General features: G+C 67.7%; 13 protein-coding genes. 12 read left to right on the top strand and 1 reads right to left on the bottom strand.

The window, feature by feature from the left end; all coding sequences use genetic code 11:
• Positions 1-20: 20 nt before the first annotated feature.
• From ACE3S9_RS00065 to ACE3S9_RS00055, 3 genes are all read left to right on the top strand, one after another.
• Positions 21-356, top strand: a complete 336-nt coding sequence (locus ACE3S9_RS00065; protein WP_374544379.1) for a DUF736 domain-containing protein — start codon at positions 21-23, stop codon at positions 354-356.
• 4 nt (positions 357-360) lie between these two features.
• Positions 361-1,077, top strand: coding sequence for a lytic transglycosylase domain-containing protein (locus ACE3S9_RS00060; protein WP_374544378.1), 717 nt, complete (start codon positions 361-363; stop codon positions 1,075-1,077).
• A gap of 133 nt (positions 1,078-1,210) precedes the next feature.
• Positions 1,211-3,418, top strand: a complete 2,208-nt coding sequence (locus ACE3S9_RS00055; protein WP_374544377.1) for a relaxase/mobilization nuclease domain-containing protein — start codon at positions 1,211-1,213, stop codon at positions 3,416-3,418.
• A gap of 17 nt (positions 3,419-3,435) precedes the next feature.
• Here the strand turns inward: ACE3S9_RS00055 and ACE3S9_RS00050 are convergent, their stop codons facing one another.
• Positions 3,436-3,792: a hypothetical protein gene (locus tag ACE3S9_RS00050; RefSeq protein WP_374544376.1), complete on the bottom strand. Its 357-nt coding sequence runs from the start codon at positions 3,790-3,792 to the stop codon at positions 3,436-3,438.
• Positions 3,793-4,052: 260 nt separating this feature from the next.
• On the opposite strand from ACE3S9_RS00050, the gene ACE3S9_RS00045 reads away from it, so the two are divergent.
• From ACE3S9_RS00045 to trbL, 9 genes are all read left to right on the top strand, one after another.
• Positions 4,053-6,044 (top strand): conjugal transfer protein TraG, encoded by a 1,992-nt coding sequence (locus tag ACE3S9_RS00045; protein WP_374544375.1) that lies wholly within the window; start codon positions 4,053-4,055, stop codon positions 6,042-6,044.
• Positions 6,045-6,055: 11 nt separating this feature from the next.
• Positions 6,056-6,487 carry a CopG family transcriptional regulator gene (locus ACE3S9_RS00040; RefSeq protein ID WP_374544374.1) on the top strand — a complete coding sequence of 144 codons (432 nt, stop codon included), beginning with the start codon at positions 6,056-6,058 and terminating at the stop codon, positions 6,485-6,487.
• Between the two features lie 168 nt (positions 6,488-6,655).
• Entirely contained in the window at positions 6,656-7,687 is a 1,032-nt protein-coding gene (trbB, locus tag ACE3S9_RS00035; protein ID WP_374544373.1) for a P-type conjugative transfer ATPase TrbB, read from the top strand.
• On the top strand, positions 7,684-8,016 hold the full coding sequence (locus tag ACE3S9_RS00030) for a TrbC/VirB2 family protein (protein WP_374544372.1): 333 nt from the start codon (positions 7,684-7,686) through the stop codon (positions 8,014-8,016). Before trbB ends, ACE3S9_RS00030 begins: the two co-directional genes overlap by 4 nt.
• Positions 8,016-8,288, top strand: coding sequence for a VirB3 family type IV secretion system protein (locus tag ACE3S9_RS00025; protein ID WP_374544371.1), 273 nt, complete (start codon positions 8,016-8,018; stop codon positions 8,286-8,288). The genes ACE3S9_RS00030 and ACE3S9_RS00025 overlap by 1 nt, the downstream gene beginning before the upstream one ends.
• A 14-nt stretch (positions 8,289-8,302) precedes the next feature.
• Positions 8,303-10,741 (top strand): conjugal transfer protein TrbE, encoded by a 2,439-nt coding sequence (gene trbE / locus ACE3S9_RS00020; RefSeq protein WP_374544370.1) that lies wholly within the window; start codon positions 8,303-8,305, stop codon positions 10,739-10,741.
• A complete protein-coding gene (gene trbJ, locus ACE3S9_RS00015) occupies positions 10,738-11,496 on the top strand; it encodes a P-type conjugative transfer protein TrbJ (protein ID WP_374544369.1) in 759 nt (252 codons plus the stop codon). The genes trbE and trbJ overlap by 4 nt, the downstream gene beginning before the upstream one ends.
• A gap of 10 nt (positions 11,497-11,506) precedes the next feature.
• Entirely contained in the window at positions 11,507-11,878 is a 372-nt protein-coding gene (trbK-alt, locus tag ACE3S9_RS00010; protein ID WP_374544368.1) for a putative entry exclusion protein TrbK-alt, read from the top strand.
• A gap of 2 nt (positions 11,879-11,880) precedes the next feature.
• Positions 11,881-12,763, top strand: an 883-nt coding sequence (trbL, locus tag ACE3S9_RS00005; RefSeq protein ID WP_374544367.1) for a P-type conjugative transfer protein TrbL, incomplete at its 3' end; no start/stop codon positions are given.

Raw genomic sequence — 12,763 nt, 5'->3', positions numbered from 1 at the left:
CCACCGCCATGGAGACAGTCATGTCGCAGATCGGCGCCTTCACCCGCGAGCAGTCCGGCTTTGTCGGGCGCATCCATACCCTCACGCTCTACCGGGACGTCACCGTCGTCCCCGCTCCGTCGTCGGATACGGAGAACGCCCCGGACTATCGCATCCATCATGGCGACGACGCCGGCCCGGAGATCGGCGCGGGCTGGAAACGCACCGGCGAGCGCGCCGGCGAATACATCGCTTTGCTGATCGACGATCCGGCCTTGCCGCGTCCGATCCGCGCCAATCTGTTCCGCGACGACGATGCGGGCAGCGCCTGGTCGCTGCATTGGAGCCGTCCGCAGAAGCGTGACCGGAAGGACTGACGCGATGCGGCGGGCCTCGCTTCTTCTCCTTATCGGCCTGTCGGTCGGTTGCGCGCCGCCGGTTCCGGCGTTCGCGCAACCGCCGAGCATCGCCCCATCCCCCACCCGCGATCTCCTCGGCGAACTCGTCGCCAAGGCGGCGCAGCGCTTCGAGCTTCCCGCAGCCTGGATTCGCGCGGTGATGACGGCCGAAAGCAATGGCGATCCCCACGCCGTCTCGCCCAAGGGCGCGATGGGATTGATGCAGATCATGCCGGAGACATGGGCGGGTTTGCGTGATCGCTATCGCCTCGGCGCCGATCCTTACGATCTGCGCGACAACATCATCGCCGGCGCGGCCTATATCCGCGAGCTGTACGGCCGCTACGGCTCGCCCGGCTGGATCGCGGCCTATAACGCCGGTCCAGGCCGCTACGAGGACTCGCTGAAGGGCCGTCCTCTGCCGGCCGAAACGCGCGCCTATGTCGCCAGCGTCGCGTCGTTGCTCGGCGATGGCGATGCCCCCGCGCCGGTCCTGGTCGCCGCCGCCGATCCGCTCGCCTGGACGCGCGCGCCGCTGTTCGTCGCGCAGTCGGAGCGTGGACCGGCCGTCGGTCCTTTGCCGGCCGAACGCACTTCCAGCGACACCGACACGGCGCCGGACGTGCGCGATGTCTCTGCCATCGTTCCGCAGTCCGACGGTCTGTTCGTCGCGCGGGCGGGCACGGGACGGCAGCCATGAGGGCTGCGATCATGTCCGCCCGGCAGGAGGTTTCGGTGTGCAGGGAATGGGGCTGGCGACAGTCTCATCCATCGGCAGATGAGGCGGAACAGGGAGGAAGGCGGGAGGGCAAGATTAAAGCGGACGGCACCCCATGGGTCCGATCCGCAGGGCAAGCCCTTGTCTGCACACTGTTTTGGGCGGCACCGTCGCCAGACCGGCATGGTGCCGCGAGAGGAGAAAAAGCCAGCATTTTCCACGTTTTTCGCGGCACTCCTGCCCGAAATCGGCGATTTTGGGCGGATCGGCGACCGTGAGCGACGACGACGATCACTTCCGGCCGAGGCCAGGCCGCATCCGCTCCAAGGGCGCCAAAGCGGGCCAGGCCAAAAGCTTCCTCAGCAAGGTTCGCAAGATCGCCCGCCAGCAGCAGGCCGGGACGGGCCGAAGCCGCTCCGCCAAGGGTGGCGGCCCCAGCCGGTCGGTGAATGGTCGGAGCGTCGTCGCGTCCGGCCGAGGTGTGCAGCGCGGGCGCGGTGCATCCTTCGTGCGCACCCGCAACCTGTCGAACGGCTGGAGCCATCGCCAGCCTGGCGCCCGCCGCGTCGTCGTCAAATCCCGGTCGGTGCGCGCCGCCGGCCGCAGCGGCAAGGCCGCCGCCCATCTGCGCTACATCCAGCGCGACGGCACGGCCCGCGACGGCGAGCGCGGCCTGATCTATTCGGCGACGGAGGATCGCGCCGATGGCGACGCCTTCCTCGATCGCGGCCAGGACGATCGCCATCAGTTCCGATTCATCGTCTCGCCGGAAGACGCCGCCGACCTCGCCGACCTGACCGGCTACACCCGTGATCTGATGGCCCAGGTCGAAACCGACCTCGGCACGAAGCTCGATTGGGTCGCCGTCAATCACCACAACACCGGCCACCCCCACGTCCATGTCATCGTCAACGGCCGCGACGCCTTGGGCGAGGATCTCGTCATCAATGGCGACTATCTCGCCAATGGCGTCCGTGAGCGGGCGAGCGAACTGGCGACGCTCGAACTCGGACCCGTCACCGAGATCGAGCAACGCCGCAAGCTCATGGCCGAAATCGACCAGGACCGGCTCACCCGCATCGACCGCGCGATGATCGCCGAGGCCGAGGACCGCATCATCGACCTGCGCCACGAACCTGACGACCTGCACGGCCAATCCGACCGGACGCTACGCCTGCGCCGTCTCGGCAAGCTCGGCGACATGGGGCTCGCCGCCGAACATGCGCCCGGCGTCTGGGAATTGAGCGACCGGCTGGAACCGACCCTGCGCGAGATGGGCGAGCGCGGCGACATCATCCGCACCATGCAGCAGGCGCTGCGGGCCGAGAACGCCGAGCGCGACCCGATGAGCTTCGTGATCCACGACGCCCCGCCGGCGACGCCCATCGTCGGCCGCGTCATCGACAAACATCTTTCCGACGAGCTGGGCGACAGCCTGACGTTGGTGGTCGATGGGATCGACGGTCGCACGCACCATGTGTCCGGCTTCGACGCGGCCCGCGTCGAAGGCGCCCACATCGGCAGCGTCGTCGAGATCAGGCCGCCGGACAGCGCTGGCCGTCCCTCCGATCGCGCCATCGCCGGCATCGCCGAGAATGGCGTCTATCGGCCGAGCCGCCATCTCGAGCAGGCGCGGTTCGACGGCCATGTGCCGAACGGCGACTATGAGGGCTTCGTGGATGCCCACGTCCGGCGGCTGGAGTCCTTGCGCCGCGCCGGGATCGCGGAGCGCGTCGACGCCGACCAGTGGCGCATCCCCCCGGACTTCGAGGCGCGGGCCGCCGCTCATGACGCGGGGCGCAACGGCCACGCCAACATTCGCATCCTCTCGACCTTCGACCTTGAACGCCAGGTGGGATCGGACGGTGCGACCTGGCTAGACCGGCGGCTGCTCAGCGCGGACAACTCCGACCTATCGCCGTCCGGCTTCGGCGAACAGGTGCGCGAGGCGATGGAACGTCGCCGCGAACATCACATCGACCAAGGCGACGCCGCCCGGCAACCAGACGGCCGCACCACCTATCGACGCAACCTGATCGCCACGCTTCAGGAGCGTGAAGTCGCCCGCACGGGTGAGGAATTGGCGGCGAAGAAATCGTTGCCGTTCCGTATGGCGGCTGACGGCGAGACCGTGACCGGCGCCTTCACCGGAACCGCCCAGCTATCGAGCGGCAAGTTCGCCATCGTCGAGAAGTCCCACGAGTTCACCCTGGTCCCTTGGCGGCCGGTCATCGACCGCCAGCTTGGCCGCGAAGTCATGGGCGTCGTGCAGGGCGGATCGGTGTCGTGGCAGTTGGGCCGACAAAGGGGGTTGGCGATTTGATGCCCGCGGCGCGGTTGTCAGGCCATGGGATCGAGACTGCGCCCTGGCGTGGCCTGTCGCCGGTCGGTGGCGACGCAGATTACGCCGAAATAGCGGAAGTCGTTGCGCAGGAAGGCGATGGCTCGGGCCACGTCCTTAAAGGTCTTGGGCTGGTCGGCGTGGAACTGGTTCAGGCGGAACTCGCCGGGCCGGTCGGCCAGCCGAAGCCACACGCTGTAGAAAACGTCCGCGACCTCGACCAGGCGAACGGCGATCAATTGGCCGCCGTTCTCCAGATAGCGGATGACGCTACGCACGCGAATAGCCTGCGCGCCGTCAAGCCGGCGCAGCCAGGCGCCGCCATCATCCGTGTCGGGTCGCTGGTCGCTCGCCAACCTGGGGCTCCACCTTCATTCATCGTGACAGCTAGACTGAATCCCCGACCTTGTCAGGCTGGGCGGTCCCCCAAGGGCGCGCGGACGCCGGTAGCGTGCGCGTCCGGCGAAGACGGTAGTCGAGGTGCGACGACACAACACGAACCGTCCGTTTTGTCAGCCATGGCATCCGAAACCTCGACGCCTCGGATTTTCTATTGCTTCTCGTCAGAACGGATATTCTCTGATCGGCTCCGTCTCTTTTGCCGATCGGAGCCTTCATGTCTGGAAGCCGTGTCCTTTGGGGACAAGTCGCCATCGTCCTGTCCATCGTGCTCACCGCCATCTGGTGCGCGACGGAATGGACGGCGTGGCGCCTCGGCTTTCAGGCGCAGCTCGGGCAGCCGTGGTTCGAGCTGGCGGGCTGGCCGGTCTATTACCCGCCGATCTTCTTCTGGTGGTGGTACTGCTACGACGCCTATGCGCCGTCGATCTTCATCGAAGGCGCCTATATCACGGTGTCGGGCGGGTTCATCTCGATCGCCGTCGCCATCACCCTCTCGGTGATCCGGGCGCGAGACGCCAAGAATATTGTCACCTATGGCTCGGCGCGCTGGGCCGTGCCGGATGAGATCAGGGCCGCCGGATTGCTCGGTGCGGACGGCGTGATCCTCGGCCGCTACGGCCGCGACTATCTCCGACACGACGGCCCTGAGCATGTCTTGTGTTTCGCGCCGACCAGATCGGGCAAGGGCGTCGGTCTCGTCGTGCCGACGCTGCTGACCTGGCCGGGCAGCACGATCATCCACGACATCAAGGGCGAGAATTGGGGCCTGACCGCCGGTTTCCGGTCCCGGCATGGCCGCGTGCTGCTCTTTGATCCGACCGATCCGGCGTCGTCGGCCTACAATCCGCTGCTGGAAGTCCGGCGCGGCGACAAGGAAGTCCGCGACGTGCAGAACATCGCCGACATTCTCGTCGATCCCGAAGGCGCGCTCGACAAGCGCAACCATTGGGAAAAGACCAGCCATTCGTTGCTGGTCGGCGCGATCCTGCATGTTCTCTACGCCGAGCCCGACAAAACGCTCGCCGGCGTCGCCAATTTTCTCTCCGACCCGAAGCGCCCCGTCGAAGCGACGCTGCGCGCCATGATGAACACGCCGCATCTACGCGAAGCCGGCGTTCATCCCGTCATCGCCTCGTCGGCGCGCGAGCTGCTCAACAAATCAGAAAATGAGCGATCGGGCGTGCTCTCCACCGCCATGTCCTTCCTCGGTCTCTACCGCGATCCCGTCGTGGCGAAGGTGACGTCGCGCTGCGACTGGCGCATCGCCGATCTCGTTGCGGGAGACAAACCCGTCAGCCTCTATCTCGTCGTGCCGCCCAGCGACATCAACCGCACCAAACCGCTGATCCGCCTGCTGCTCAATCAGGTCGGGCGGCGGTTGACCGAAGACCTGAAGACTTCGGCCAATCGCCATCGGCTGCTGTTGATGCTGGATGAGTTTCCGGCGCTCGGCCGCCTCGATTTCTTCGAGTCCGCCCTGGCCTTCATGGCGGGCTACGGCATCAAATCCTTCCTGATCGCGCAGAGCCTCAACCAGATCGAAAAGGCTTATGGTGCGAACAACAGCGTGCTCGACAACTGCCATGTGCGCGTCGCCTTCGCCACCAACGACGAGCGCACCGCCAAGCGCGTGTCGGACGCGCTCGGCACCGCGACCGAGATGCGCGATTCCACCAACTATGCCGGCCACAGGCTTTCGCCTTGGCTCGGGCATCTGATGGTGTCGCGGCAGGAGACGGCCAGGCCGCTGCTCACCTCCGGCGAAGTGATGCAGCTCCCGCCCACCGACGAATTGCTGCTGGTCGCGGGCGTGCCGCCGGTGCGGGCGAAGAAGGCACGCTACTACGAGGATGCGCGGTTCTGCGAACGCATCCTGCCGCCGCCGAAATCGGCAGGGACGAAAGGGTCGGCGAAGCCCCCCGCCGACGATTGGTCGGCGTTAGCGATCCCGGCGACATCCGCGGGCGCGACGCCGAGAAGCGCAACCGACGTGATCGCCGATCCGGCCAACGCCGGCATCCGCCGCGAGCCGGAATTGCCGGACCATGAGGAGATCGCGCCGCCCGAGCGCCCGGTGATCGGAGAGTTCGACCTGCTTGAAGACGACCCGGACATAGACGCCGCCAAGGCCCGCAGTCTTCGCCTTCAGGTCACATCCGTCGCCCGGCAGGCGACGATGGACCCGGCCGATGGCGTCGAGTTGTGAGGGGGCCGGCCATGAAGACCCGCATGAACGTCTATTTCGAGCCGGAACTTCTGACCAAGGTCGAGGCCCTGGCGCTCCGGCGCCGCGTCTCCAAATCCGCCGTCATCGAAGCCGCCGTCGCCTCCTTCCTCTCGGCTGACGCTTCGGAACGACTGGAGGCGGTCTTCGCTCACCGCATGGACCGGATCGGTCGCCAGATTGACGGCATGGACGAAGACGTCGCCATTCTCGGCGAGACGCTGTCGCTGTTCATCCGCTTCTGGCTGACCATCACGCCGCCGTTGTCCGACAGCGCGCAGGCGTCGGCGCGGGCCAAGGGCATGGAACGGTTCGATGGCTTTCTCCAAACACTCGGACGGAAACTCGCGACCGGGGATCGCTTCCTCAGAGACCTGTCGCGCGACATCGACTCAAGACGCAGCAAGCTCGCCGATCCCGAATAAAAGACGCCCATCGCATCCGAGGGAAATACTCGATCCCGCCGTTCTCCTGTATTTGCACGCTACACTACTACACTCTCAAATCCTTGTTGAGCCGGCCTGATTTCTGGCTCTTTTAATCATCCCCGTCCGGGGACCGTCTGATCTCTCCCCGGCTGGATCGGGGATCGGATGGCGATTTCACAGAACAATTCAGAGGGCCTGGCGCGTGGCGCGCGGATGCTGCGCACCGCGCTTGGCCCCGCCATCGCCCGGTTTCTGGAAGACGCCTCCGTCGTCGAGGTGATGCTGAACCCCGACGGGCGCATCTGGATCGACCGGCTGTCCGAAGGGCTGGCCGATACCGGCGAACATCTGTCCCCAGCCGATGGCGAACGCATCGTGCGCCTGGTCGCGCACCATGTCGGCGCCGAGGTTCATGCCGGCAGCCCGCGCGTCTCGGCCGAGCTGCCCGAAACGGGGGAGCGGTTCGAGGGCCTTTTGCCGCCCGTGGTGGCGGCCCCGGCTTTCGCCATCCGCAAGCCCGCCGTCGCCGTCTTCACGTTGGACGATTACGTCGGCGCCGGGATCATGTCCGCCGCCCAGGCTGAGGCGCTGCGCGCGGGCGTCGCGTCCCGCGCCAACATCCTGGTCGCCGGCGGCACCTCGACCGGCAAGACGACGCTCACCAACGCGCTGTTGGCCGAGGTGGCGAAGACCGCCGATCGCGTCGTCATCATCGAGGATACGCGCGAGCTGCAATGCGCCGCGCCCAACCTCGTCGCCATGCGGACGAAGGATGGCGTCGCCTCGCTGTCGGATCTCGTCCGCTCCAGCTTGCGTCTGCGCCCCGACCGCATCCCGGTCGGCGAGGTGCGCGGCGCCGAGGCGCTCGACCTCCTCAAAGCCTGGGGCACCGGCCATCCCGGCGGCGTCGGCACGATCCACGCCGGCAGCGCCATCGGCGCGCTGCGGCGCTTGGAACAGCTCATCCAGGAAGCCGTCGTCACCGTCCCGCGCGCGCTGATCGCCGAGACGATCGACCTCGTCGCCGTGCTCTCCGGCCGCGGCTCCGCGCGCCGGCTCTGCGAACTCGTCCGTGTCGAGGGCCTCGGCCCGGACGGCGACTACCGCGTCACGCCCGTCGTCTTCGCCCCGGCCTCCGGGAGCGACCGCCTCGCGACCTCTCTCATCCCCGCCAGCCCCGAAGGAGAAACCCCATGATCCAACGCCTGCACCAAACGCGCCGTCGCCTCGTCACGGCGCTGTCCGTCGCCACGCTCTCCGTGATGATGGCCGCGCCCGCCCACGCCACCGGCTCGTCGATGCCGTGGGAAGCGCCGCTGCAATCCATTCTGCAGTCGATCGAAGGTCCGGTCGCCAAGATCATCGCGGTCATCATCATCATCACGACCGGCCTGACGCTGGCCTTCGGCGACACCAGCGGCGGCTTCCGCCGTCTGATCCAGATCGTGTTCGGCCTGTCGATCGCCTTTGCGGCGTCGAGCTTCTTCCTGTCGTTCTTCTCGTTCGGCGGCGGGGCGCTGGTCTGATGGCGCTCGTGGCCGACGACGTGCCTGGCTTCACCGTGCCGGTCCACCGGGCGCTGTCCGAGCCGATCCTGCTCGGCGGCGCTCCGCGCGCCATCGCCATCATGAACGGCACGCTGGCCGGCGCGCTCGGCCTCGGCCTGCGCCTCTGGCTGGTCGGCCTCGCCATCTGGGCCATCGGCCATTTCGCGGCGGTGTGGGCGGCCAAGCGCGATCCGCTCTTCGTCGACGTCGGCCGCCGCCACCTGCGCATCCCCGCGCACCTCACGGTCTGAAAGGGGGAGCGCCGATGATCAACCTCGCCGAGTATCGCAACAAGAACAGCCGGCTCGCGGACTTCCTGCCCTGGGCGGCGCTGGTCGGCTCAGGCATCGTCCTCAACAAAGACGGCAGCTTCCAGCGCACCGCGCGCTTTCGTGGTCCCGATCTCGATTCCGCCGTGCCGGCCGAGCTGGTCGCCGTCGCCGGCCGACTCAACAACGCCTTCCGTCGCCTCGGCTCGGGCTGGGCGATCTTCGTCGAAGCGCAGCGCCATCCCTCCAACCGCTATCCCGACAGCCATTTTCCAGACGCCGCGTCGGCGCTGGTCGACGCCGAGCGCAAGGCCGATTTCGAGGAAGCCGGCGCGCACTTCGAGTCCAGCTACTTCCTGACCTTCGCCTGGCTGCCGCCGGCCGAAGACGCCGCCCGCGCGGAAAGCTGGCTCTATGAGGGCCGCGATCAGAAGGGCCTCGATCCGCACGAGGCGCTGGGCGGCTTCACCGACCGCACCGATCGGCTGCTGCGCCTGGTCGAAGCCTTCATGCCGGAATGTCGCTGGCTCGATGACGGCGAGACGCTGACTTACCTGCACGGCTGCGTCTCCACCCACCGACACCGCGTCCGCGTCCCCGAAACCCCGATCTATCTCGACGCCCTGCTGGCCGACCAGGCGCTGACCGGCGGACTGGAGCCGCGCCTCGGGCAAGCGCATCTGCGCGTCCTCACCATCACCGGATTCCCGACCGCCACCACGCCCGGCCTGCTCGACGAGCTGAACCGGCTGGCCTTCCCTTATCGCTGGTCCACCCGCGCGATCCTGCTCGACAAGACCGACGCGACGAAGCTGCTGACCAAGATCCGGCGCCAATGGTTCGCCAAGCGCAAGAGCGTCGCGGCGATCCTCAAGGAGGTGATGACCAACGAAGCGTCCGTCCTCGTGGACACGGATGCGTCGAACAAGGCGGCGGACGCCGATCTCGCGCTTCAGGAGCTGGGCGCCGACTACGCCGGCATCGCCTATGTCACCGCGACGGTCACGGTGTGGGACGCCGATCCGCGCGCCGCCGACGAAAAGCTGCGGCTGGTCGAGAAGATCATCCAGGGCCGCGACTTCACGGCGATGGCCGAAACCATCAACGCGGTGGACGCCTGGCTCGGCAGCCTGCCGGGGCACGTTTACGCCAACGTGCGGCAGCCGCCGATCTCCACCCTCAATCTCGCCCACATGATCCCGCTTTCGGCGGTGTGGGCGGGGCCGGAACGGGACGAGCACTTCGCGGCGCCCCCGCTGCTCTTCGGCAAGACCGAAGGCTCGACCCCGTTCCGGTTTTCCCTTCACGTCGGCGACGTCGGCCATACCCTGATCGTCGGCCCGACCGGCGCCGGCAAATCCGTGCTGCTGGCGCTCATGGCCTTGCAGTTCCGCCGCTATGCCGGCGCTCAGGTCTTCGCCTTCGATTTCGGCGGCTCGATCCGTGCGGCGGCGCTGGCCATGGGCGGCGACTGGCACGATCTCGGCGGCGATCTTTCCGACGGCTCGGAAGCCTCCGTCAGCCTTCAGCCGCTGGTGCGCATCCACGACGTTCCCGAGCGCGCCTGGGCCGCCGACTGGATCGTCGCCATCCTGACGCGCGAAGGCGTCGCCATCACGCCGGAGGTGAAGGAGCACATCTGGACGGCGCTGACCTCGCTGGTCTCCGCGCCGGTCGAGGAACGCACCATCACCGGGCTTTGTGTCCTGCTCCAGTCCAACGACCTGAAGCAGGCGTTGCGCGCCTATTGCATCGGCGGTCCCTATGGGCGGCTGCTCGACGCCGAACGCGAGCATCTCGGCACGGCGACCGTGCAGGCGTTCGAGACCGAAGGGCTGATCGGCACCGGCGCGGCGCCCGCGGTCCTTTCCTATCTCTTCCATCGCCTCGAAGACCGCCTCGACGGATCGCCGACCCTTCTCATCATCGACGAGGGCTGGCTCGCGCTCGACGACGAAGGTTTCGCCGGCCAGCTCCGCGAATGGCTGAAGACCCTGCGCAAGAAGAACGCCAGCGTCATCTTCGCCACGCAGTCGCTTTCCGACATCGACGGCTCGGCCATCGCGCCGGCGATCATCGAGAGCTGCCAGACCCGGCTCCTGTTGCCGAACGAACGCGCCATCGAGCCGCAGATCACGGCAATCTATCGGCGCTTCGGCCTCAACGACCGTCAGATCGAGATCATCGCGCGGGCCATGCCCAAGCGCGACTACTACTGCCAAAGCCGCCGGGGCAATCGCCTGTTCGAGCTGGGGCTGTCGGACGTCGCCCTCGCGCTCTGCGGCGCTTCCTCCAAAACCGACCAATCCGCGATCGCACGGCTCTTCGCCGAACATGGGCAGGCCAGCTTCCTCGCCGCCTGGCTGCGCCACCGCGACCTCGGTTGGGCGGCCGACCTCATCCCGACGCTCACCCTCACGGAGAAACTGCCATGACCCTGCCTCGCTCTCGCGCGGCGCGGCTCGCCGCCGCGCTGCTCATCGCCCCCGTCGCGCTCTCCCCGATGTGGACCGCGCCCGCGCACGCGCAATGGATCGTCTATGACCCGACGAACTATGCGCAGAACGTGCTCACCGCCGCACGCGCGCTACAGCAGGTCACGAACCAGATCACCTCGCTTCAGAACGAAGCGCAGATGCTCATCAATCAGGCCCGCAATCTCGCCAGCCTGCCTTACTCGGCGCTGCAACAGCTTCAGCAGTCCGTGCAGCGCACGCAGCAGCTTCTCGCCCAGGCGCAGAACATCGCCTACAGCGTCCAGCAGATCGACCAGGCGTTCCAGACCAAATACGCCAACGTGTCGATGTCGGCGTCGGACGCGCAACTGATCGCGGACGCCAAGACCCGCTGGCAGAACACGGTCGGCGGCCTGCAGGACGCCATGCGCCTTCAGGCCACCGTCGTCGGCAATATCGACACCAACCGCACGCAGATGTCGGCGCTCGTCGGCGCCAGCCAATCGGCGACGGGCGCCTTGCAGGCGACGCAGGCCGGCAACCAGCTTCTCGCCCTCCAGGCGCAGCAGCTCGCCGATCTCACCGCCGTCGTCACCGCCAACGGCCGCGCGCAGGCGCTGCAATCGGCCGAACAAGCCGCCGCCGCCGAGCAGGGCCGCGAACAGCGCCGCCGCTTCCTGACGCCGGGGAGCGGCTACCAGGCCGGCAACGCGCAGATGTTCCACGGCAACTGAGGGCGGCGCGATGGACGGCAAGACCCTCGCGCGTCTCGGCGCCCTCGTCTTCGTCGCGGTCGCGATCACGGCGACCGCGATCGAGATGACCCGTAAGGACGACCGGCAAAACAGCCCCGCGACGCAGGCTCGGCCCGCCACGGAGCGCGATCCGCTCGACGCGGAACTGGCGCGGTGCAGCGGCCTGGGCGAAGCCGGGCCGCGCGATCCGTCCTGCCTGCGGGTCTGGGCCGAGAGCCGGCGGCGCTTCCTCGGTCAGCCGGCCCCGACATCGGCGCCGGCCGGGCCGACGACCCTGTTCCCGGACGCCCCCGCTGATGCGGCTCCCGACGGCGCCACGCCCGCCGTTCAGGCGGAACCCGCCAAGCCGGAGGCGCGCTGATCGTGGGCGGAACCGGCGTCATCGACCATTTCCTCGAGGTCTTCACCAGCTACATCGATGGCGGCTTCGGTCTTCTGAGACCGGAAGTCGGATTCATCGCCACGACGCTGATCGTCATCGACGTGACGCTCGCCGCCCTGTTCTGGAGCTGGGGCGCGGACGAGAACATCGTCGCCCGGCTGGTGAAGAAGACGCTGTTCGTCGGCGTCTTCGCCTACATCATCGGGAACTGGAACAACCTCGCCCGCATCGTCTTCGAGAGCTTCGCCGGCCTCGGCCTGAAGGCGTCCGGCACGAGCTTCACCGTCACCGACCTGCTGCGCCCCGGCAAGGTGGCGCAGACCGGCCTCGACGCCGGACGGCCGCTGCTCGACTCCATCTCGAACCTGATGGGCTACTGGTCCTTCTTCGAGAACTTCATCCAGATCGCCTGCATGTTCTTCGCCTGGGTGCTGGTGCTGCTCGCCTTCTTCGTCCTCGCCATCCAGCTCTTCATCACCCTGATCGAGTTCAAGCTGACCACCTTGGCCGGCTTCGTGCTGATCCCCTTCGGCCTGTTCGGCAAGTCCGCCTTCATGGCCGAACGGGTGCTCGGCAACGTCATCTCATCCGGCATCAAGGTGCTGGTGCTCGCCGTCATCATCGGCATCGGCTCGACCCTGTTCTCCGAGTTCACCACGGGCTTCGGCGGAGCCACGCCGTCGATCGACGATGCGATGGCGATTGTGCTCGCCGCCCTGTCGCTGCTGGGTCTCGGCATCTTCGGTCCCGGCATCGCCAACGGCCTCGTGTCCGGCGGGCCGCAGCTCGGCGCGGGCGCCGCGATCGGAACCGGCCTGGCCGTGGGCGGTGCGGTCGCGGCGGGCGCCGCCGCCGTGGGCGCCG

The organism is Rhodoblastus sp. (assembly GCF_041915505.1).
Lineage (GTDB): Bacteria > Pseudomonadota > Alphaproteobacteria > Rhizobiales > Beijerinckiaceae > Rhodoblastus.
Note: the sequence above shows the minus strand (reverse complement) of the source record. Positions and strands in the feature narration are given on the sequence as shown.